Annotated in this window: 17 protein-coding genes and 1 pseudogene; 9 read left to right on the top strand and 9 right to left on the bottom strand. The window is 57.1% G+C overall.

What is annotated here, in order from left to right:
- Positions 1–2: 2 nt before the first annotated feature.
- Together tamB and tamA are read right to left on the bottom strand one after the other, a co-directional pair.
- Positions 3–3,779, bottom strand: a complete 3,777-nt coding sequence (gene tamB, locus INF73_RS20540; protein ID WP_193541712.1) for an autotransporter assembly complex protein TamB — start codon at positions 3,777–3,779, stop codon at positions 3–5.
- The gene (gene tamA / locus INF73_RS20535; RefSeq protein WP_193541714.1) at positions 3,776–5,509 is read right to left on the bottom strand and encodes an autotransporter assembly complex protein TamA; all 1,734 of its coding nucleotides are present in this window, start codon (positions 5,507–5,509) and stop codon (positions 3,776–3,778) included. Before tamA ends, tamB begins: the two co-directional genes overlap by 4 nt.
- 223 nt (positions 5,510–5,732) lie before the next feature.
- Between tamA and msrA the strand changes: the two genes are divergently transcribed.
- Together msrA and INF73_RS20525 are read left to right on the top strand one after the other, a co-directional pair.
- Positions 5,733–6,374 (top strand): peptide-methionine (S)-S-oxide reductase MsrA, encoded by a 642-nt coding sequence (gene msrA / locus INF73_RS20530; RefSeq protein ID WP_028015284.1) that lies wholly within the window; start codon positions 5,733–5,735, stop codon positions 6,372–6,374.
- Positions 6,375–6,585: 211 nt separating this feature from the next.
- Complete coding sequence (locus tag INF73_RS20525; RefSeq protein WP_028015283.1) at positions 6,586–7,923, top strand: hemolysin family protein; 1,338 nt, start codon at positions 6,586–6,588, stop codon at positions 7,921–7,923.
- Positions 7,924–7,998: 75 nt separating this feature from the next.
- Here INF73_RS20525 and INF73_RS20520 read toward each other — a convergent pair whose 3' ends face one another.
- The gene (locus INF73_RS20520; RefSeq protein WP_008501430.1) at positions 7,999–8,205 is read right to left on the bottom strand and encodes a DUF1107 domain-containing protein; all 207 of its coding nucleotides are present in this window, start codon (positions 8,203–8,205) and stop codon (positions 7,999–8,001) included.
- 324 nt (positions 8,206–8,529) lie between these two features.
- On the opposite strand from INF73_RS20520, the gene INF73_RS20515 reads away from it, so the two are divergent.
- A complete protein-coding gene (locus INF73_RS20515; protein WP_193541716.1) occupies positions 8,530–9,087 on the top strand; it encodes a YtfJ family protein in 558 nt (185 codons plus the stop codon).
- On the opposite strand, the gene cysQ is transcribed toward INF73_RS20515, so the two are convergent.
- Positions 9,081–9,821: a 3'(2'),5'-bisphosphate nucleotidase CysQ gene (cysQ, locus tag INF73_RS20510; protein WP_028015281.1), complete on the bottom strand. Its 741-nt coding sequence runs from the start codon at positions 9,819–9,821 to the stop codon at positions 9,081–9,083. The two genes, INF73_RS20515 and cysQ, sit on opposite strands and share 7 nt — an antisense overlap.
- 190 nt (positions 9,822–10,011) lie before the next feature.
- Here cysQ and INF73_RS20505 point away from each other — a divergent pair, with 190 nt between their 5' ends.
- Positions 10,012–11,955, top strand: coding sequence for a bifunctional 2',3'-cyclic-nucleotide 2'-phosphodiesterase/3'-nucleotidase (locus tag INF73_RS20505; protein ID WP_193066889.1), 1,944 nt, complete (start codon positions 10,012–10,014; stop codon positions 11,953–11,955).
- Between the two features lie 40 nt (positions 11,956–11,995).
- On the opposite strand, the gene INF73_RS20500 is transcribed toward INF73_RS20505, so the two are convergent.
- Positions 11,996–12,382: a helix-turn-helix domain-containing protein gene (locus INF73_RS20500; RefSeq protein WP_028015279.1), complete on the bottom strand. Its 387-nt coding sequence runs from the start codon at positions 12,380–12,382 to the stop codon at positions 11,996–11,998.
- Between the two features lie 84 nt (positions 12,383–12,466).
- Here INF73_RS20500 and INF73_RS20495 point away from each other — a divergent pair, with 84 nt between their 5' ends.
- From INF73_RS20495 to INF73_RS20485, 3 genes are all read left to right on the top strand, one after another.
- Complete coding sequence (locus tag INF73_RS20495; protein WP_193051135.1) at positions 12,467–13,315, top strand: SDR family oxidoreductase; 849 nt, start codon at positions 12,467–12,469, stop codon at positions 13,313–13,315.
- Positions 13,316–13,396: 81 nt separating this feature from the next.
- A complete protein-coding gene (locus INF73_RS20490) occupies positions 13,397–14,221 on the top strand; it encodes an AraC family transcriptional regulator (RefSeq protein ID WP_028015277.1) in 825 nt (274 codons plus the stop codon).
- A gap of 75 nt (positions 14,222–14,296) precedes the next feature.
- On the top strand, positions 14,297–15,262 hold the full coding sequence (locus INF73_RS20485) for a DMT family transporter (RefSeq protein WP_041911471.1): 966 nt from the start codon (positions 14,297–14,299) through the stop codon (positions 15,260–15,262).
- A 79-nt stretch (positions 15,263–15,341) separates the two neighbouring features.
- Here the strand turns inward: INF73_RS20485 and INF73_RS20480 are convergent, their stop codons facing one another.
- Entirely contained in the window at positions 15,342–16,991 is a 1,650-nt protein-coding gene (locus tag INF73_RS20480) for a methyl-accepting chemotaxis protein (RefSeq protein ID WP_045259627.1), read from the bottom strand.
- Positions 16,992–17,235: 244 nt separating this feature from the next.
- Between INF73_RS20480 and ytfE the strand changes: the two genes are divergently transcribed.
- Positions 17,236–17,898: an iron-sulfur cluster repair protein YtfE gene (ytfE, locus tag INF73_RS20475; RefSeq protein ID WP_193541718.1), complete on the top strand. Its 663-nt coding sequence runs from the start codon at positions 17,236–17,238 to the stop codon at positions 17,896–17,898.
- A gap of 86 nt (positions 17,899–17,984) precedes the next feature.
- On the opposite strand, the gene cycA is transcribed toward ytfE, so the two are convergent.
- Together cycA and fklB are read right to left on the bottom strand one after the other, a co-directional pair.
- Positions 17,985–19,394, bottom strand: coding sequence for a D-serine/D-alanine/glycine transporter (gene cycA, locus INF73_RS20470; RefSeq protein WP_049138539.1), 1,410 nt, complete (start codon positions 19,392–19,394; stop codon positions 17,985–17,987).
- A 312-nt stretch (positions 19,395–19,706) separates the two neighbouring features.
- Complete coding sequence (gene fklB, locus INF73_RS20465; RefSeq protein ID WP_008502892.1) at positions 19,707–20,327, bottom strand: FKBP-type peptidyl-prolyl cis-trans isomerase; 621 nt, start codon at positions 20,325–20,327, stop codon at positions 19,707–19,709.
- A gap of 233 nt (positions 20,328–20,560) precedes the next feature.
- Between fklB and INF73_RS20460 the strand changes: the two genes are divergently transcribed.
- Entirely contained in the window at positions 20,561–21,199 is a 639-nt protein-coding gene (locus INF73_RS20460) for an OapA family protein (RefSeq protein ID WP_193541720.1), read from the top strand.
- 46 nt (positions 21,200–21,245) lie between these two features.
- On the opposite strand, the pseudogene INF73_RS22160 reads toward INF73_RS20460, so the two are convergent.
- A pseudogene (locus INF73_RS22160) lies at positions 21,246–21,399 on the bottom strand (EamA/RhaT family transporter); the annotation flags it as partial.

Genomic DNA, 21,399 nt, shown 5'->3' with positions numbered 1-21,399 from the left:
TGCTAAAACTCAAACTGATAGAGCAGATCAAGTGCCTGGTCTACGCCGGACACTGCTTCCAGATATAGCTTAGGCATCAGGCGATAGCGTAACGTGAGTGTTGCCAGTGAGTCAAAGATCCCCACACCATATTTTACCTGCAGACCCGGCAGTACATAGCCGCTGACCACCACCTGCGAGGAGTCACCCACGCCCTGGGTGTCCAGCGCCAGATTGCTTACGCCGAACGTCTCGCCGATTTTACCCACAACCTGCCCACTTTGTGCAACCCCCAGACCGACCAACATTGAGGTCATCGCCGCACTGTCGCTTTGTCCGCTGTCCAGACCTTGTCCGCGCAGCAGATAAGAGAGGGCTTCCTGCTGCGACATCGCCGGGTCGGAGAAGATCTCCGCCTTCGGTTCGTCGGCAGAGCCAGTGACGCGTACGCCAGCAATGACGTCGTTTTCCGTCGCTTCCGGGTTACGAATCGCTTCGATGTTCAACAGCGGTTGATCCGGTGGGCCGGAGAACAGCAGCTCGCCTTTACGGACAATCAGATCCTGACCATAGGCATGGAAACGCCCTTCAGGAATATTGATCTGCCCATTGAGGCCAAGCCCTTGTTTATCCTGCGCCACTTTCAGGTCGCCCGTGAGCCTCGCCTTCAGCCCAAACGCATCCAACCGCACGTTATTTCCCACGTGCACGATAAGGTTACTATTAATCGGTATACCAGCGCTCTTCTCTTCGGCAGGTTTCAGATTTTCATTGAGCATAACTTCATCACTGGAGACGCCGACCGCGCTTTCCGGCACCTCGTGAACCACGATGCGCGCCCACGGCACGTCCACGCGGCCATCCAGGGTGAAGAGGCTTGGCGTCGCCTCAAAGACCACGTCCGGCGAGACGTCCAGGCGCACCATTGGCGGTACGGTGATGCGCACCTTACTGCCTTTCGCGGCAATACGGGCGCGCCAGTTGTCGAGCTGGCTCCAGTCCGCGTCGCCGCTCAGGTTGATTTGCCCCTGCTGAGTTAATACCGAGCCGTTCAGCATCGAGCTCATGCCGTTGAAGTTCATCGCAATCTGGCTGGGCTGCATATCGAATGGCATAAAGTTACCGTCGATATCCACACCGCTGAGCCGCAGCTGGCCGAACAGCTGAGGGCTTTGCGCGTTGCCCGCCAGGCGCAGGTTGGCATTCACCATGCCCTCGGCTTTTTCCCCGCGGGCGAAGATCGGGTTGACCATCGCCAGGTTGAAGTTACGAATATTGACGTTGCCGCCCAGATTGCGCCGCCCCTGCGGATCGGTAATCTGTATCTGCCCATCCATCTGGCCGTTGTTGGTCAGACGGATAAGCCACCCCAGCTCCGCACGGTTGTTATGCAGGTCTGCACTCACATTCAGGGTGTCGAAGGCCACCGGCAGCGTCGCATCGTTCACCTCCTGCGTTACCTTCACGTTGCGCCCGGAAAGCGTGACGCTGCCCTGCGGCAGCCCCTCTTTGGTGGTGTCCCAGGCGACATCGGCTTTCCCGCTGAAGACGCCGCTGGCCTGCGTGGTGTCCGGCATAAACGGTTTCAGCATCGCCAGATCGAAGCGGTTCAGGTTGATCTGCGCGCGCCCTTCCGCCCCCGCATCAATGGTCTGCGGCACGCACAGCTCCGCGTTCGGGTTGGTCCAGCAGTGAGGCCCGATGCTGATCTTCTGCTCGGCGTTGCGGTAGTCCAGCGCAATGGAGCGCGAGAGCGCCAGCGGCCCCACCGGGGTGTTGAAGCGGGTGTTGTCCAGCGTTCCTTTCCAGCGCGTTTCCTTCCGGTCGAAGCTGCCGGTCAGGTGAAGCTGGCCGGAGACGGGCTCGCCCTGCACGCGCAGCTGGAGGTCGTGCTGTTTCTCGTTACCTTTGGCGTCCAGAGTCACCAGGCTGATGTTCACGTCCGGCTGGGAAATGCGCTCCACGCGCAGGTTCAGGTTGCCGCCGATCTGATCGGTGGATTTCACATCCCCTTCCACGCGGACGCGGGCAACGCTCAGCTCCTGCCAGCGCAGATTGTTAGCGGTGATATCTGCCAGCAGCTGCGGCGCGTCCACGGTGCCGCGCACTTTCACGAGTCCTTTCGCCGTACCGCCCAGACCCGGCAGGGCGTTATCCAGATTCGGCGCGTCGATGGTGGCGTCAAGATTGAGATCTTTTACCCCCAGCTCGCCTTTGATATCCGCCGTGTTGCGGCCCAGCGCCACGTGCAGTCCCGGGATAATCCACTGCAGGTAGCTGTTGCCCTTCACCGAGCCTTCAACATTCACCTTGTTCTGCTTCACGTTCCCGGTGAGCTTGATTTCCGGCACGTCCATCTGCCACGTGCCGCCGTAGAGGCTGCCGCGGGTTTTGATCAGCCCGTCCAGCTTCGACGGCCAGTCCGGCACCTCTTTGGCGGTGTTAATTCCCGTCAGCTTCAGCTCGCCGCGCCAGCTGATCGCCTGCTGCCAGTCGAGCAGCGCGGTCAGTTCCGTTTTGCCTTCCAGCGCCGCGACGGTCAGCTTGTCGAGGTTAACCTGCTGTTCGTTGCCTTTTGCATCCAGGGTGATGGTCGCGGGCGGCACGCCCTGCCCCTTCACCGCAGTGCGGAACGAGAGCGTGTAGTCGGTCATCTTGCCGCTCAGCTTCAGCTTCAGATCGTCGGCCTGATACTGTTTTTCGCCGGTAAACGGCCAGTAAAGCTGCTTGCTGACAACCTCCAGATTGAGCGGCAGCCCGGCTTCCGCCAGCTGGGTTTGCGCGCGCAGGGCCATGTCTACCGGGCCGGAGAGATTCACCCCGATATCCAGCTTCTCGCGCAGCGCCCCGCCCACTTTAACCTTCACTTTTTCGCCCTTCAGCGGGTCGATATTCAGGGCGCTATTGAGGGTGATATCCACCGGCCAGCTGTCGCGCAGCAGGGCGTTGCCTGACGCGTTCACCGAACCCTGGTTGGTATCGATATCCAGCGCGTCGAGCTTCATGTTGCCGTCAATGCTGCTGACTTTCAGCAGCATGTTAAAGACCGTCAGATCGGTGTCGCCGGTCAGGCGCAGCTGCTCGCCTTTGAACTCCTCAATGTTGAGGTTCAGCGGCAGATGCACGTCGGTCATTTCAGGCAGGACAGGCTTCGAGAAGAGTTCTTTCAGCGTTTCGCCCAGCGGCTTTTCTTCCGGCTGCGGGTTCTGGATCTTCGGTTCGACGATCTCTTCCTGCGCCACGTCGGCCACTTTCGGCAGCGCGATGAGTAAACCCTGCAGCGATGTAGGCGTCAGGGTCAGGTTTTTCTCCTGCCAGCGCAGGCCGGAGGTGAAATCCATCACCGAAACGGTGGTGTCGTCGATTTTGATGTTGACGTTATCGAGCGCCACCCGATAGAGCGCGATCGGGTACGGGGTAGAGAGGTTCAGCGGGCCGCTGTCCTCTTCCTCCACCGGCGCAGACTTCGGCATTTTCTTCGAATCTATCGCCACGTTGACGTCTTTAAGCGACAGATCGTTGACGCAGAGTTTGCTGTCGCGCAGGCAGCCCAGCTTCACCGCGAGGTGAAACTCCCCGGCGTTAACCGCCACGCCCGGCTGCGCATAGCGGATGTTCTTCAGACGCAGGTCGCGCCAGCCGCCCGTTACCTGACCAATTTCCAGCCCCGGCACCCAACGGTTCGCGGCGTTAAACAGCAGATGCAGCCCGGTCGTCGTTCCCACCAGAAACGCCACCGTACCGAGCAGCAGCACGATAAAAATCAGCACCCCGAGGCTTATTTTCTTCCATAAACTCATAATTCAGGCCCCAGACCGATGTAAAACTGTAATCCGTGTTCATCTTTGTCGCCCACCGGCACGGCGAAATCGAGCTTGATGGGCCCGACGGGTGACTGCCAGCGTACGCCCACGCCTGCACCGGTTTTAAAGTCGCTGCGGCGGATATCGTTCACCGCTTCACCACCGTCAACAAACATGGCGCCCCACCACTTGCCGCTGACGTTGTACTGATACTCCAGCGATCCGGTCGCCAGTTTAGATGCCCCGGTCAGCTGGCCTTTTTCGTTTTCAGGTGAGATCGATTTGTACTTATACCCGCGAATGCTGCGGTCGCCCCCGGCGAAGAAGCGCAGGTCCGGCGGAACGCGCTCGAAATCACCCGTCTCAATCCAGCCGAGATTGCCGCGCATCACAAAGCGGTGTTTGTCATACAGCGTGCGGATCCAGACGTTTTGCGCCTGCACCACCGTGAAGTCGACGTCAGAGCCCCACATCGTATTGGAGTAGTCGATAGAGTAACGCTGTGAATCACCCCAGGTTGGCATCAGGCCGCCGCGCGAGCGGGTGCGGCTGATCATCACGCCCGGATAAAGCAGCATAGTGGTGTTGGTGACGTTTGCCTGGGTAAAGTGATCGAGGCTCCAGCGCAGGTTAATGGCGCGCTGCCAGCCGCTGGAGAGATCCCAGAAGCGTGAAACCGCAAGCGTCGTCGAGTCCTGCTCGGTATCGTTCAAATCGGTACGCTTAAAGCCGCCCTGCACCAGGTAATATTGCTCAAGCGGGTTTTTCAGCAGCGGTATTTTATAGCTGAAATCAAGCTGCTGTTCCGGTGCGGAAATGCTGGCGCTGGTGGTCAGGCTGTGGCCGTAGGAGTTCATCCACGGCTTTTTCCAGGAGGTCTTCACGCGCGGACCGACGTCTGTCGAGTAGCCAACACCGGTCTCAATGGTGTTCTCGGTGCGCGGCGAGACAACGCCATGCAGCGGCAACACCTTGGTTTTGCGAGACTTATCAAATTCCGGTGCGACAACCACGGAGTTAAACCAGCCGGTAGCGGAGAGGCGTCGGTTCAGCTCTCCGAGGTCGCTCGACTGGTAGTAGTCCCCTTTTTTGAAGGGCACGAGGTTTTGCAGATACTCTTCACGAATTTGCGAACCTTCAAACGTTACATCGCCAAAGCGGTAGCGCTCACCGCTGTCGTAGTCAATATCCCAGAAGGCCTGACGTCGCTCCAGCGCAATGCCCAGCTGGCTTTTATTGAACTGGCTGTCGAAGTAGCCCTTGCGCAGGGAGACGCTCGTCAGCTCTTTTTTGAAGTGGTCGTAGTCACCGTGGTTGAGCACGGTGCCGATTTTCGGCCGCGTACTGAGCAGGTCCAGGTAGTCGCGGTCGGTACGCGCGCCGCCGCGCAGGATGACGTTCGTGCCGCCAATCAGCACCGGCTCGCCCGGCGAGACGCGGGCAATAAGCACCTGACGCCCCTTCTTTGGCGGCGGGCGAAGATCGAAATCAATGGTGGGTTCGTAATACCCCAGCGCTTTTAGCCCTTCACGGATCGCGTCATCCACGCGCGCGCGAAAACGCCGGTCCGGCGTCACCTCATCGCTCTGGATGGTCGACAGCTGCGCACGCACGTTTTTTTCCAGCGTCCCGGATAACCCCTCAACCTGCAAACGGACATTCGCCGCGCTGGCAACCCCGCTTGTCAGCAATACACTGACTAAACATAACTGGCGGATTTTTGTCACGTTTTCTCCTGAATATCCCTTTTCCACCCTGGAAGCAAATGAAGCGCCGCCGTGCGGCAAAATACGGCCCGGAAGCCAAAAACCCAAAACGTGGGTTGAAAACGGGTGTAACACCCAAATATTTCTTATGATTAAATCTAGTCTCATTCAGCGCATTTATTGTGTTCAATTAAACGCTTCGTGACAACCTTAACCGAAACATCGCACCCCGGGAGGCCCCATCGTGAGTTTATTCGACAAGAAGCATCTGGTTTCACAAGCTGATGCATTACCGGGACGCAACACCCCTATGCCTGTGGCGACCTTACACGCCGTCAATAACCATTCAATGACCAACGTTCCTGATGGAATGGAAATCGCCCTGTTCGCCATGGGCTGCTTCTGGGGCGTTGAGCGCCTCTTCTGGCAACTGCCCGGCGTTTACAGCACCGCGGCCGGCTACACGGGCGGTTATACGCCGAATCCAACCTACCGCGAAGTCTGCTCCGGCGAAACCGGCCATGCGGAAGCGGTACGCGTGGTATATGACCCGACGGTCATCAGCTACGAACAGCTCCTGCAGGTCTTTTGGGAAAACCACGACCCGGCGCAGGGCATGCGTCAGGGCAACGACCACGGCACACAGTATCGCTCGGCCATTTATCCGCTCACGCCTGAGCAGGACGCCGCCGCGCGCGCCAGCCTTGAGCGTTTCCAGCAGGCCATGCGTGAAGCAGGCGATACGCGCGAGGTGACCACGGAAATCGCCACCGCGAAGCCGTTCTACTATGCCGAGGACGATCATCAGCAGTATCTGCACAAAAACCCGTACGGCTACTGCGGCATCGGGGGCATCGGCGTCTGCCTGCCGCCACAGCTGGCCTGATTATTAACCGTTAAATCGTCACCCGTACCGGACAGCGCACGCTGTCCGGTCTGTTTTATGCCAAAAATGTGACCTCTGGCAGATTTACATCTCTTTACGCTATACTACCGCTGAAATAATCGGCTCAACGCTACGAGCTGACGTTCTACGTGTTTTCACACAAATGGTATCAACTCCCCTTCTGAGGATCTGGCGAGAAGCCGGATAAACTATGTTAAACAGTATTTTAGTAATACTTTGTCTTATTGCCGTCAGTGCATTTTTCTCGATATCTGAGATCTCGCTGGCCGCGTCCCGTAAAATCAAACTGAAGCTGCTTGCCGACGAGGGCAACATCAATGCCACCCGCATCCTGAAAATGCAGGAAAATCCCGGCATGTTCTTCACCGTGGTGCAGATTGGCCTTAACGCGGTCGCCATTCTCGGCGGTATCGTGGGCGATGCGGCCTTTTCTCCAGCGTTTTATAGCCTCTTTGTCAAATACATGTCCGCTGAGCTTGCCGAACAGCTGAGCTTTATTCTCTCCTTCTCGCTGGTAACCGGCCTGTTCATCCTCTTTGCAGACCTGACCCCGAAACGCATCGGTATGATTGCGCCAGAAGCTGTAGCTTTGCGTATCATCAACCCGATGCGCTTCTGTCTGTACGTGTTTCGTCCGCTGGTGTGGTTCTTCAACGGCCTGGCGAACGTGATTTTCCGCATCTTTAAGCTGCCAATGGTGCGTAAAGACGACATCACCTCTGACGACATTTATGCGGTGGTGGAAGCCGGCGCGCTGGCCGGAGTGCTGCGTAAGCAGGAACACGAGCTGATTGAGAACGTATTTGAACTGGAATCCCGTACCGTGCCCTCTTCCATGACGGGCCGCGAAAACATTATCTGGTTCGATTTACATGAAGATGAGCAGAGCCTGAAGAACAAAGTAGCGCAGCATCCTCACTCCAAGTTCCTGGTCTGTAATGAAGATATCGACCACATCATCGGTTACGTCGACTCCAAAGACCTGCTGAACCGCGTGCTGGCAAACCAGAGCCTGGCGCTCAACAGCGGCGTGCAGATCCGCAATACCCTGATTGTGCCGGACACCCTGACGCTCTCCGAAGCGCTGGAAAGTTTCAAAACCGCCGGGGAAGACTTCGCGGTGATCATGAATGAATACGCGCTGGTGGTGGGTATCATCACGCTGAACGACGTGATGACCACGCTGATGGGAGACCTGGTTGGCCAGGGACTGGAAGAGCAGATTGTTCAGCGTGACGATAATTCATGGCTGATCGACGGCGGTACGCCGATTGAAGACGTCATGCGCGTGCTGGATATCGACGAGTTCCCGCAGTCCGGTAACTACGAAACCATCGGCGGCTTTATGATGTTTATGCTGCGTAAAATCCCGAAACGCACCGACTCGGTGAAGTTCTCCGGCTACAAGTTTGAGGTGGTGGATATTGATAACTACCGCATCGACCAGCTGCTGGTGACGCGTATTGACAACAAGCCGACCGTACTGGTGCCGAAGCTGCCGGACGCGGAAGAGAAGGTGTCGGCATAACGTACCTACCCCCACAAACATCAACGGCTCCCATCGGGAGCCGTCTTTTTAACTACCTACTGCATAGCACGTTGGTTAAGCCATCTCAGTTTGCAGACGCATAACCTGACGGTTGACTTCGGACATCACAGACAGGTGCTGTTTGTCCTTCACTTTTGGGACAAGGATCTTGCCCTTATCAAACTCAAAAGCGCCAACATCCTTGATGTACAACCGTCCACGGAACAGGATCTTCACGTACTTCGCCACCTGAAGCGGGTTGTAGCGTTGGAAAATTTTCATTCTTGTATCTCCTGCGAATCATACGCTCTTGCGGTGCCACAATCGGCCCGACTGTCCTGAGCGCAAATTTTGATGCCCAATGACTATAGACCAGAACTACGGTGTTACCCAGTGTGCATAAGTTTATTTACCGTTTGATTACAATTATTCAGAATAATCTTTGCAAAGCGTGAGAGAGAGCAGTATAAGCCGTCGTTTTTTCATGGATATGTGCGTTCACCCGCAAACTGGCACTCGGATTGCGGGAAAACCACATTGATCGCACTTATGATTAAAAGCGTATGACCAAGTGGTCGGATCACCTGCAAACAATAAGGAAACGCCATGACCCTACGTAACATCCTTGCGGCAGCCTGCCTGCTGCTGCCCCTGTGGGCTTCCGCTCACAGCATTGAAAAAGGACAACGTGTACCGCCAGTCGGCATTGCTGACCGGGGAGAATTGATTCTCGACAATGAGAAGTTTAGCTATAAAGCCTGGAATAGCGCGCAGCTCGCGGGCAAAGTGAGAGTTGTACAACATATTGCCGGTCGTACATCCGCAAAAGAGAAGAATGCCAGCCTGGTGGAGGCGATCAAGGCCGCAAAATTCCCCCATGACCGCTACCAAACCACCACGATTGTGAACACTGATGATGCCATTCCTGGCTCCGGGATGTTTGTGCGTTCAAGCCTTGAGAGCAATAAAAAGCTCTACCCGTGGTCGCAGTTTATCGTCGACAGCAACGGCGTGACGCGTAAGGCCTGGCAGCTTGAGGAAGAGAGCTCCGCGATTGTCGTGCTGGATAAGGACGGCCGCGTGCAGTGGGTGAAAGACGGCGCGTTAACTCAGGAAGAGGTGCAGCAGGTTGTCGCCCTGCTGCACAAACTGCTGGCTCAGTAAAGAGAGACGCGGAAGCCGGGGTTGAGGAATGATTCGCGCGGGGTATAGTCCAGCGGCTTGCCCTGCCAGTCATGGACATGCGCCCCGGCGGCCGCGGCAACGGCATGGCCTGCCGCGGTATCCCAGACGTTGGTTGGCCCAAAGCGCGGATACAGCTGCGCCTGACCTTCCGCCACCAGGCAGAATTTCAGCGACGAGCCAATCGAGGTGGTCTGGTGTTCACCCAGCTGTTGCAGGTATTCCTCCAGCTCGCTGTCGCTGTGCGAGCGGCTAATCACCACCAGCGGTGGACGGGCATCGCGCACCTGGATCTGCTTGCGTACGCCGCACTCCTCCTTCCAGGCCTTCCCTTCTGCAGCGCTGTACATCACCTTCATTACCGGCGCGTAGACCACGCCGAGCACCGCTTTACCCTTCTCAATCAGGGCAATATTGACGGTGAACTCACCGTTGCGCTTGATGAACTCTTTTGTCCCGTCCAGCGGATCGACCAGCCAGTAGCGCTGCCAGTGCTGGCGCTCGTCCCAGCTTTGCGGCGCTTCTTCAGACAGAACGGGGATATCCGGCGTTAAGGCCTGCAGACCTTGCAGGATCACCTTATGCGCCGCGATATCGGCCGCCGTGACCGGGGAGTCGTCCGCCTTGCTGACGACCTCCATCGGTTTAACACCGTCATACACCTGCATGATGGCATCTCCCGCATCCCGTGCGAGCTGACAAATCTTATCTAGCATTTTCCACCTCTTTGTTAACGCAGTGAGGTTAACTCTTTGTTTTAGTTATATCGTAATGTGAACAATTCCGCTATCTGTGAAGCAATTCCGGTTTCAGGTCGCTTTTTTCTGTCAGGATTCACATTTCTGTAAGCAACAAACGATAGATACATACTCTTTTGTGGAACGGATCGAAAAAAGGACTCCTCTGATGATTAAGTTTAGTGCAACGCTTCTGGCGACGCTGATTGCAGCGAGCGTGCAGGCGGCGACGGTAGATCTGCGTATTCTGGAAACGACCGATCTGCACAGCAATATGATGGACTTCGATTACTACAAAGATACCCCTACGGAAAAATTCGGACTGGTACGTACAGCAAGTTTGATCAACGCCGCGCGGGGTGAAGTCAAAAATAGCGTGCTGGTGGACAACGGCGATCTCATTCAGGGCAGCCCGCTCGGCGACTACATGGCGGCGAAAGGTCTGAAGAAAGGCGAGATCCATCCCGTTTATAAAGCGATGAACACGCTGGACTATGCCGTCGGCAACCTGGGCAACCACGAATTCAACTACGGCCTGAAATACCTGCACGATGCGCTGGCCGGCGCGAAGTTCCCGTACGTTAACGCCAATATCATCGACGTTAAGACGCAAAAGCCGCTCTTTACCCCATACCTGATTAAAGAGAGTGAAGTTGTCGATCGGGACGGTAAAAAGCAGACGCTGAAAATCGGCTATATCGGCTTCGTACCGCCGCAGATCATGACCTGGGATAAAGCCAACCTCGACGGCAAAGTGACCGTTAATGACATTACCGAAACCGCGCGCAAGTACGTGCCGGAAATGCGTGCGAAAGGTGCGGATGTCGTTGTCGTGGTGGCTCACTCAGGCCTGTCAGCCGACCCGTACCAGGCCATGGCGGAGAACTCCGTTTATTATCTGAGCGAAGTCCCGGGCGTTGACGCGATCCTGTTCGGCCACGCTCACGCCGTTTTCCCGGGCAAAGATTTCGCCAGCATTAAAGGGGCGGATATCGAGAAAGGGACGCTCAACGGCGTGCCGTCGGTGATGCCGGGCATGTGGGGCGACCACCTTGGCGTGGTGGATCTGGTGCTAAATAACGACAGCGGCAGCTGGAAGGTGACGCAGTCAAAAGCCGAAGCGCGCCCGATTTACGACGCGGCGGCTAAAAAATCCCTGGCAGGTGAAGATAAAAAGCTGGTCGACGTGCTGAAGCACGACCACGACGCCACCCGCGAATTCGTCAGCAAGCCGATCGGCAAATCCGCCGACAACATGTACAGCTTCCTGGCGCTGGTGCAGGACGATCCGACCGTTCAGGTGGTCAACATGGCCCAGAAAGCCTATGCCGAACACTTTGTTCAGGGCGATCCGGATCTGGCAAAGCTGCCGGTGCTGTCTGCCGCAGCGCCATTCAAAGTGGGCGGACGCAAGAACGACCCGGCAAGCTATGTTGAGGTCGAAAAAGGCCAGCTGACCTTCCGTAACGCCGCCGATCTCTATCTCTACCCGAATACCCTGGTGGTGGTTAAAGCCACGGGGAAAGAGGTGAAGGAGTGGCTGGAGTGCTCCGCCGGGCAGTTTAACCAGATCGACCCGAAGAGCAGTAAACCACAGCCGCTGATTAACTGGGACGGCTTCCGCACCTACAACTTCGACGTGATCGACGGCGTAAATTACCAGATTGACGTCACCCAGCCGGCGAAATATGACGGCGAGTGCCAGGCGATTAACCCGCAGGCCGAACGCATCAAAAACCTGACGTTCAACGGCAAGGCGATCGACCCGAATGCAACCTTCCTGGTGGTGACCAATAACTACCGTGCCTACGGCGGTAAGTTTGCCGGTACGGGCGATAGCCACATCGCTTTTGCGTCACCGGACGAAAACCGCTCGGTGCTGGCGGCGTGGATCGGCGCGGAGTCGAAGAAGGCGGGCGAAATTCACCCGGCGGTGGATAACAACTGGCGTCTTGCGCCAATCCACAGCGATGCGAAACTGGATATCCGCTTTGAAACGTCACCGTCCGATAAAGCAGCCGCGTTTATTAAGGATAAGGCGCAGTATCCGATGAAGAAGGTTGCGACGGATGATATCGGGTTCGCGATTTATCAGGTGGATTTAAGCAGGTAGCGGTGATTGTGCCGGGTAAGGCGAAACCGCCACCCGGCTTTTACGCCGCACGCTCATCCCGATTCGCCATCACCTTCGGCGTATTGACTTCAATCCAGTCCGCCAGCGCGGCGACTTTCTCGCTCACCTCAATGCCCATCGGTGTCAGGCTATACTCGACGTGCGGCGGCACGACCGGATACGACACGCGATCGACAAACCCGTCCTGCTCCAGCGCCTGAAGCGACTGGGACAGCATCTTTTCGCTCACCCCGCCCATTTTATGGCGCAGCTCGCTAAAACGGTGCGTTCCTCCGCGCAGAGCCAGCAGAATCAGCACGCCCCAGCGGCTGGTAACGTGTTTAAGCACCTCCCGTGAAGGGCACTGTTCCGCGAAGAGATTGCCATCGCGCATTTGCTCGCTGAGCGTTGGGATCGTTTTTTTCATACTTACCTTTTTGTGCGTACTTACTAAAAGTTAGCTATGGTGATAGTGTGCCACAACACCAGACAAACACGAAGGAGATTTATCATGATCGCGATTACCGGCGCTACCGGCCAGCTTGGCCAGCACGTTATTGAAGAACTGCTGAAAACCGTTCCAGCAAACCAGATTGTTGCCATTGTTCGTAACCTGGCGAAAGCTGAAGCGTTAAGCAACCAGGGTATTGTGGTTCGTCAGGCGGATTACACCGATAAGGCCGCCTTTACTGCCGCGCTGAGCGGCGTGGAAAAGCTGCTGCTCATCTCCTCAAGCGAAGTGGGCCAGCGCGCGACCCAGCACCAGAACGTGATCAACGCCGCCAAAGCGGCAGGCGTGAAATTTATCGCCTACACCAGCCTGCTACACGCGGATAAATCACCGCTGGGTCTGCACGTTGAACATGTCGAAACCGAGAAAGCGTTGGCAGAATCTGGCGTGCCATACGCCCTGCTGCGCAACGGCTGGTACACCGAAAACTACCTGGCGAGCGCGCCGCCTGCGCTGGAACACGGCGTATTCATTGGTGCCGCAGGCGAAGGCAAAATTGCCTCTGCCACCCGCGCAGACTATGCCGCGGCGGCAGCCAAAGTGATCGCTGAAGAGGGTCATGCGGGCAAGGTATACGAACTGGCAGGCGACCACGGCTGGACATTGAGCGAGCTGGCGGCGGAACTGAGCAAGCAGAGCGGTAAACCTGTGGCGTATCAAAACCTGAGCGAAGCAGACTTTGCAGCCGCATTGAAGAGCGTGGGTTTACCCGCCGGGCTGGCGGATATGCTGGCGGACTCCGACGTGGGCGCGTCCAAAGGCGGTCTGTTTGACGACAGCCGTACCCTGAGCAAGCTGATTGGCCGCCCGACTACACCGCTGGCGGAGAGCGTCAAAGCCATTCTGTAATTGTTACGGATTGGTTATTTTTTGTGGCATCCCCTCGGGTCATCTCTGATAATGTAGTGATGACCCATGAGGAGGCTCATCGTGCAAGGCGTACCGGAACAGTTTACTGACGAGAGAGACAGCGCGCGCTTTCGCCATCTGGCGCAGCTGCCAGGCCTTGAGCTGTATCACGCGCACATTTCTGACTACGCCTTTGAGCCCCACACCCATGAAGCCTTCGGCATCGGCACCATCGAAACCGGTGCCGAACGCTTTCGCTATCGCGGCACCCAGCATCTCGCACCTGAAAAATCCGTTGTTACCATGAACCCGGACGAGATCCATACCGGGGAGTCCGCGACCGAAGACGGCTGGCGCTACCGGATGGTCTACATCGAACCCGATCTTCTGGAAGAGGTAACCGGCCTGCGCCACTGGTGGTTCAGCGACGTAACCCGTTACGACCCGCAGCGCTCTCAGCAGATCGGCAGGCTAATTTACGGCCTGTGGCATACGGACGATCCGCTGGCGCAAAAAGGCTTATTGCTGGATCTGATCGAGACCTTTCAGCCGCTAGCCCATCACGCGCCGGTGGTTCAGGAAGGCGCACACCGTTTCGAGCGCGTGCGCGAGTATTTGCACGACAACTATATGCACGCCCTGACGCTGGACGAACTGGCGAACGTTGTCTCGCTCAGCCCGTACCATTTCCAGCGCCAGTTCAAAGCCCATTTTCACGTTACGCCGCACCAGATGTTGATGGCTATCCGCCTGTGGCGCGCCAAGGCGTTTCTCACCCACGGTATGCCCGCCGCCGAAGTCGCCGCCGCAACGGGGCTGACCGACCAGTCGCATTTAACCCGCGCCTTCACCCGCCGCTACGGCATTACGCCCGTGCGCTACCAGAAACAGGTCGCCCGGCGCTAATGCGCAATCTCATACAATACGCGCGCGTTTCCCCCTTCTAGACTGAGTGCAGAGTAAATCAATGTGGATGGAAAAATGATTAGCGGCGTGTTGTATGCCCTGCTTGCAGGTCTGATGTGGGGGCTGATCTTTGTCGGCCCTCTGATCGTGCCGGAATACCCGGCGATATTGCAGTCTACCGGACGTTATCTGGCGCTCGGGCTGATTGCCCTTCCTCTGGCATGGCTGGGGCGTACGCGCTTGCGACAGCTCAGCCGTCAGGACTGGGGCACCGCGCTGGCGCTGACCATGATGGGCAATCTCATCTATTACGTCTGCCTGGCAAGCGCCATTCAGCGAACCGGAGCGCCGGTGTCGACCATGATTATCGGCACGCTGCCGGTGGTCATCCCCATCTTCGCGAATCTGCTTTATAGCCATCGGGACGGCAAGCTGGCGTGGTCGAAAATGATACCCGCCCTGGCCTGCACCGCCGTGGGGCTGGTGTGCGTCAATATCGCCGAGCTGCGCCACGGCCTGGCAGACTTCAGCTTATGGCGTTACGGTTCGGGGATCGTTTTAGCGTTCATCTCGGTCGCGTGCTGGGCCTGGTACGCCCTGCGCAATGCGCGCTGGCTGCGGGAGAACCCGGATAAACACCCGATGATGTGGGCAACGGCGCAGGCGCTGGTCACGCTCCCCGTCTCGTTAGTGGGGTATGCCGGCGCATGCCTCTGGCTGGGTCATCAGCAGCCGGAATTTGCCCAGCCCTTCGGGCCAAGACCCTGGGTCTTTATTGGCTTAATGGTTGCGATTGCGGTGCTGTGCTCCTGGGTGGGCGCGCTGTGCTGGAACATTGCCAGCCAGAAGCTGCCGACGGTGATCTTAGGGCCGCTGATTGTGTTCGAAACCCTGGCCGGGCTGCTGTACACCTTCCTGATGCGCCAGAGCGTGCCGCCGCTGTTAACGGCCTGCGGGATCGCGCTGCTGGTGGTGGGAGTGGTGATGGCGGTAAGAGCGAAGCCGGAAAAACCGAGGGTCGTTCCGGCTTCGGAGATGTGAGTAATGCCCAGCGGCGCTACGCTTGCAGGGCCTACAAAACAGTAGGTCTGGTAAGGCGTAGCCGCCACCGGGCAAGCCTTTAAAACGTTTCCCAGTTCGCTTCAGACGCCGTCGCTGCTGGCTGCGCTTTTGGCACATAGGTTTTCACCGGTGCCGCTTTGACCGCCTGATTACGCGTTATTTTGAACACCGCTACCGCTTCGTTCAGGCGTGCGGCCTGATCTTCCAGCGCCGCCGCTGCCGCCGCAGACTCCTCCACCAGCGAGGCGTTCTGCTGGGTCACGCGGTCCATCTCGGCTACCGCCTGACCAACCTGGTCTATACCGCGGCTCTGCTCGTCAGAGGCAGAGGCAATTTCGCCCATGATGTCGGTCACGCGGGTAACCGCGTTAACGATTTCCGCCATCGTCGCGCCCGCTTCGTTCACCAGCTGCGAGCCGGCGTTCACGCGCTCGCCGGAATCATCGATCAGCGCCTTAATCTCTTTTGCCGCCTGGGCGCTGCGCTGGGCAAGCGTGCGTACTTCTCCTGCAACCACCGCAAAGCCACGGCCCTGCTCGCCCGCACGCGCCGCTTCCACCGCCGCGTTCAGCGCCAGAATGTTGGTCTGGAAGGCAATGCCGTCGATAACGTTAGTAATTTGTGCGATTTTGCTGGAGCTGGTGGCGATCTCGTCCATGGTGCGCACCACGCCTTCCACCACGTTACCGCCCTTCTTCGCGGTTGAGGAGGCATCCAGCGCCAGACGAGACGCCTGACGCGCGTTATCCGCGTTCTGCTTCACGGTGGCGGTCAGCTGTTCCATGCTGGCTGCCGTCTCTTCCAGAGACGCGGCCTGCTGCTCGGTACGGGAAGAGAGGTCGTTGCTGCCCGCCGAGATTTCACCCGCACCGGTATAGATGGTGTCTGCGCCTTCACGCACCACGCCCACGGTGTTCGCCAGCGAGGTTTGCATCTCCTGCACGTTGCGCGCCAGGATAGCCATTTCGTTTTTGCCTTCAGCCTGAATCGGCTGGGTTAAATCCCCTGCCGCGATGGCGCGGATATGGTTGATCACCTCTTCCAGCGGCAGCAGCAGCACCCGGCGCATGGCGATCCAGCTGGAGATAATCACCGCAATGACGAGGATCATGACGGCAGAAAGGATCCACAGGATGCGCTTGTAGTCGCTTTCGTTATCCTGAATGCCTTTACTGGTGAGCGCAGCCTGCGCCTCGCGCCACTCGCGATAGACCTTTTGCATTGCCGTCTGCTTCTGTTCGGCATTCTGTTTGAACATATCTTCCAGGTTGCCCTGGCCCAGCAGAACGTTCATTTGCGTCAACGTGGCGGAGTAAATGCGGTACTGCTCTTCCAGCCGATCGGCCAGGTTCTCATCCAGACCCGGGGTATTCGGCAGGGCGTAGTATTTGTCGTAATGGACCTGCGCATTGGCCAGCAGATTTTTCGCGGTGTTAACCAGCTCGTTCAGCTGTCCGCCGTTAATCTGAGAGGCCATGCTGCTTTGCAGACGCAGCATCCCGCGGTTTAGCGTGACGCGCGCCTGGTTCAGGCTGATCCAGGCGTCGGTAAATTCCGCCACGTTCTGGCTGGAAAGCTGCGACACGGTGAAGTTGTCTTTATCGTTATTCAGCGCGTTGATAAAGATACCCGCGGAAATCACTTGCATGATGCCGAGCACAAGCAGCACCGAAATAAGAAGAGTAATGACTTTTATACGTTTAAACATGCGTTGCCTTTGTTATATGCAGGTTTGTCTGACGTGTATCTATCGGCACGCGCGGCGGGTTGTTTACTGTTTCTCCACCTTTAAAAACTTTCTAAACCACTTTCCTAAATCCATTCAGGGAGTTAAACGGGACATTTTTTTGTGATCCGTGTCGCACTTTCTCCCTTCCCTCTAAAGGGTTATAGCGCCGCCTTAAAGATGCATTTAATATGCATCTTATATTCTTGATGACGAGGTAACTGCTATGGCCTTTCGCGACCACCCCCTCGGCGAGCTGGCGCTCTCCATCCCTCGCGCTTCCGCGCTGTTCCGTAAATACGATATGGATTACTGCTGCGGCGGTAAGCAAACGCTGGCGCGAGCGGCCTCGCGCAAGGAACTGGACGTGGAGGCTATCGAAGCGGAGCTGGCGCTGCTGGCCGAACAGCCTGTTGAAAAAGACTGGCGCACCGCCCCGCTCACGGAAATCATCGACCATATCATCGTGCGTTACCACGACCGCCACCGTGAACAGGTGCCTGAGCTGATCCTGCAGGCAACGAAAGTTGAGCGCGTACATGCCGACAAGCCTTCCGTGCCGCGCGGTCTGGCAAAATACCTGACCATGCTGCATGAAGAGCTTTCCAGCCACATGATGAAAGAAGAGCAGATCCTCTTCCCGATGATTAAACAGGGAATGGGAAGCCAGGCGATGGGACCTATCAGCGTAATGGAAAGCGAGCACGATGACGCGGGCGAACTGCTGGATGTGATCAAACACACCACTAACAACGTCACGCCGCCGCCGGAAGCGTGCACCACCTGGAAAGCGATGTACAACGGCATTAACGAGATGATTGACGACCTGATGGAGCACATCAGTCTTGAGAATAACGTGCTGTTCCCGCGGGCATTGGCGGGGGAATAAAAAAGCCCGGTGGCGCTAGCGCTTACCGGGCCTACAACGTCCTCGAACATAGGCCGGGTAAGCGTCAGCGCCACCCGGCAATATGCTTAACGCATGCCTGCCATCCGTTTCTTACCGATAAACAGCCAGCCCAGCCCCAGCGCGATAAACCACAGCGGCGTGACGACCAGCGCCTGACGGGTGTCATCTTCGAGCGTCAGCAGCACCAGCACGAACACGAAGAACGCCATGCACACCCAGCACATCAGCTTGCCCAGCGGCATCTTGTAGATCGACTTCTCATGCAGGTGCGGACGCTGTTTGCGGTACACGAGGTACGAGCACAGGATAATGGTCCAGACGAACATGAACAGGATCGCCGACACCGTGGTGATCATAGTAAACGCGCCAATTACGCTTGGGTTTACGTAGAGCATCACCACGCCACCCAGCAGGCACATGCAGGAGAAGGTCAGCCCTTTCGCCGGTACCGCACGTTTAGAGAGTTTCGCAAAGGCGCTCGGCGCTACGCCCTCCTGCGCCAGACCAAACAGCATACGGCTGGTTGAGAACACGCCGCTGTTCGCAGACGATGCCGCAGAGGTCAGCACCACGAAGTTAATCAGGCTCGCCGCAGCAGGCAGCCCTACCAGCACGAACAGCTCAACGAACGGGCTCTTGCTGGGCACCACGGAGCTCCACGGCGTCACGGACATGATGATGATCAGCGCGAAGACGTAGAACATGATGATACGCACCGGTATGGAGTTGATGGCGCGCGGCAGGGACTTCTCCGGATCTTTGGTTTCCGCAGCGGTCGTTCCGACAAGCTCAATCCCCACAAACGCAAACACCGCAATCTGGAAGCCCGCAAAGAAGCCGCTGATGCCTTTCGGGAACCAGCCACCGTCATTCCACAGATGGGTGAAGGACGCCTGAACGCCCGTTGGCGACTGGAAGTGCGTCAGGACCATCACCAGGCCCACCACAATCAGCCCCACGATAGCGACAATCTTGATCATCGCGAACCAGAACTCCATCTCACCGAACATTTTCACGGTGGCGAGGTTGAGGCTCAGCAGCAGAATAATCACCGCCAGCGAGGCGACCCAGTCCGACAGCCCCGGGAACCAGAACTGCGCGTAAGCGGTAATCGCCACGACGTCCGCCATGCCGGTGACCACCCAGCAGAACCAGTAGGTCCAGCCGGTAAAGTAGCCCGCCCACGGGCCGAGCAGGTCCGACGCGAAGTCGCTGAAGGATTTGTATTCGAGGTTCGAGAGCAGCAATTCACCCATTGCGCGCATCACGAAGAAGAGCATAAAACCGATGATCATATAAACGAAGATGATCGACGGCCCGGCAAGACTGATGGTTTTGCCGGACCCCATAAACAGCCCGGTGCCTATGGCACCGCCAATGGCGATAAGCTGTATATGACGGTTTGTGAGATTGCGCCGTAGCGACTGTTCAGACGACGCCTCTTCTGCAGCGGCGACTTTGACCTGATCTACCATGTAATTTTTCCTGTTTATGCCTGTCTGTGTTGTTAAGGCTCTTCTGGCCTTTAAAAACGTCAAATAAATGACGGTCCCTTCGTAAGGGTTTATCGATATTAGGTAAGAATCGGCGGGATGAATACTATGATTTAGATATTATGTTAATAATATGTTGAAAGTGAGTGTCATATCACTCATACAGCGCGAAACAGCTCACAAAAATACACGCAACAGTTTCGTTTGCAAGATAAAATGTTGATTCCGTCGTAACTATGGGTTTTATCACTATTTTCCCCTCCCCTGACGGGGAGAGGAAATAAGAAAAGTCGATTACAGAATTTCCAGCAGCTCGACTTCAAATACCAGGGTGCTGAATGGCGGGATGGACGCACCAGCGCCACGCTCGCCGTAAGCCAGGTTGTGCGGGATGGTCAGTTCCCATTTGGAACCCACTGGCATCAGGGTCAGGGCTTCGATCCAGCCTGCGATAACGCCGTTGACCGGGAACTCAGCCGGTTCGCCGCGCGCCACGGAGCTGTCGAACACGGTTCCGTCGATCAGCTTACCGGTGTAGTGCACGCGAACGTGGTCGGTACGCGCCGGGATAGCGCCGTCGCCCTGGTTGATCACGCGGAACTGCAGGCCGGATTCGGTGCTGTTCACACCTTCGCGCTCGCGGTTCTCTTCCAGATATTTAACGCCTTCAGCTGCCATCTCTTCGAAGCGCGCGCGACGCACGGCGTCAGCACGTTCGTGGATTTCACGCAGCGCACGATGCACAACGTCAACCGGAACGGCAGGCTGTTTACCTTCCAGCGCATCAGCGATACCCGCCACCAGCGCTTCAGGTAACAGACCTTCCAGGCCGGATTCGCTCAGCTGCTGTCCTACCTGCAAGCCGATACCGTAACTTGCCTGCGCTTCGATAGTGTCAAAAGTCGGGGTGGTCATGGGTTTTCCTTCCATCACATTTAAAGTAGCGGGCAGCATATCAGCCATGCCCTTATGGGTAAAACTTTGTCTGAAGTTAAGGTGACAAACCGCGACGAAACAGAAACAATAGAGACAACCAGGATTAATCCCGAACTGATGTCACGGATGTCCGGTTTGCTACGTCGTTCAGGCAGTTAGCGAACTATACTTCGAAGCACAGGATATAAAAGACGCGGAGCAGGAGGAGAGCCATGCCCGGGCGATTTGAACTGAAACCTACCCTGGCGAAAATCTGGCAGGCGCCGGACAATTTTCGCATTATGGACCCGCTGCCTCCTCTGCACCGCAGGGGGATCATCATTGGTGCGCTGATGGTGATCGTGGGCTTCCTGCTTCCTTCCGGCGGTGATGATGTTGATACCGCGCCGGTCACCCGCAATGCGCAGCTGGATCTTCAGTCGCAAACGCGGCCGCAGCCTGACGCGCAGCCGATGCAGACGCAGCTGGTAACCCCGTCTAACGATCCGGGTCAGGTCGCGCCTGTTGAACCCGAACCCGTTCAGGATGAACAGGAGCAGGCCGCAGCGCCGTCTGAGCCGCAAACCCAGCAGCCGACCGGCATTGAGCAGCAGTGGCGTTCCTATCGCGTGGAGCCGGGCAAAACCCTGGCACAGCTTTTCCGCGACCACAACCTGCCGCCGACCGACGTGTATGCCATGGCAAAAGTGGAAGGCGCAGGTAAACCGCTGAGCAACTTACAGAACGGCCAGATGGTGCAGATTCGCCAGAACGCCAGCGGGGTGGTCACCGGGCTGACCATTGATACCGAAAATGGGCAGCAGGTGCTGTTTACCCGCCAGCCGGACGGCAGTTTCATCAGAGCACGTTAATGGCGTATGCCGGGTAAGGCGAAGCCGCCACCCGGCACTTTTGTTCTCAGGCACTCCGTTTATTCACCCACCAGATCCCCGAGCAGACCAGCACCAGCGCAATCGCGTATTTGATATCCAGAATGTTTTCGCCGAGGAAAATGGCGGAAAGTACCGTCCCTGCAACAGGAATGACAAAGTTGAACGGAGCAATCATGCTT

The organism is Enterobacter cloacae complex sp. P6RS, from assembly GCF_014982245.1.
Classification (GTDB): domain Bacteria; phylum Pseudomonadota; class Gammaproteobacteria; order Enterobacterales; family Enterobacteriaceae; genus Enterobacter; species Enterobacter bugandensis.
The sequence above is the reverse complement of the archived record's forward strand: the minus strand, read 5'-3'. Positions and strand labels throughout refer to the sequence as shown.

Bases quoted from the DNA above. Each gene is read 5' to 3' on its own strand.
- tamB (WP_193541712.1), bottom strand. From the start codon at position 3,779: ATGAGTTTATGGAAGAAAATAAGCCTCGGGGTGCTGATTTTTATCGTG.
- INF73_RS20525 (WP_028015283.1), top strand. From the start codon at position 6,586: ATGTTAAACAGTATTTTAGTAATACTTTGTCTTATTGCCGTCAGTGCA.
- INF73_RS20520 (WP_008501430.1), bottom strand. From the start codon at position 8,205: ATGAAAATTTTCCAACGCTACAACCCGCTTCAGGTGGCGAAGTACGTG.
- INF73_RS20515 (WP_193541716.1), top strand. From the start codon at position 8,530: ATGACCCTACGTAACATCCTTGCGGCAGCCTGCCTGCTGCTGCCCCTG.
- cysQ (WP_028015281.1), bottom strand. From the start codon at position 9,821: ATGCTAGATAAGATTTGTCAGCTCGCACGGGATGCGGGAGATGCCATC.
- INF73_RS20505 (WP_193066889.1), top strand. From the start codon at position 10,012: ATGATTAAGTTTAGTGCAACGCTTCTGGCGACGCTGATTGCAGCGAGC.
- INF73_RS20500 (WP_028015279.1), bottom strand. From the start codon at position 12,382: ATGAAAAAAACGATCCCAACGCTCAGCGAGCAAATGCGCGATGGCAAT.
- INF73_RS20495 (WP_193051135.1), top strand. From the start codon at position 12,467: ATGATCGCGATTACCGGCGCTACCGGCCAGCTTGGCCAGCACGTTATT.
- INF73_RS20485 (WP_041911471.1), top strand. From the start codon at position 14,297: ATGATTAGCGGCGTGTTGTATGCCCTGCTTGCAGGTCTGATGTGGGGG.
- INF73_RS20480 (WP_045259627.1), bottom strand. From the start codon at position 16,991: ATGTTTAAACGTATAAAAGTCATTACTCTTCTTATTTCGGTGCTGCTT.
- ytfE (WP_193541718.1), top strand. From the start codon at position 17,236: ATGGCCTTTCGCGACCACCCCCTCGGCGAGCTGGCGCTCTCCATCCCT.
- cycA (WP_049138539.1), bottom strand. From the start codon at position 19,394: ATGGTAGATCAGGTCAAAGTCGCCGCTGCAGAAGAGGCGTCGTCTGAA.
- fklB (WP_008502892.1), bottom strand. From the start codon at position 20,327: ATGACCACCCCGACTTTTGACACTATCGAAGCGCAGGCAAGTTACGGT.
- INF73_RS20460 (WP_193541720.1), top strand. From the start codon at position 20,561: ATGCCCGGGCGATTTGAACTGAAACCTACCCTGGCGAAAATCTGGCAG.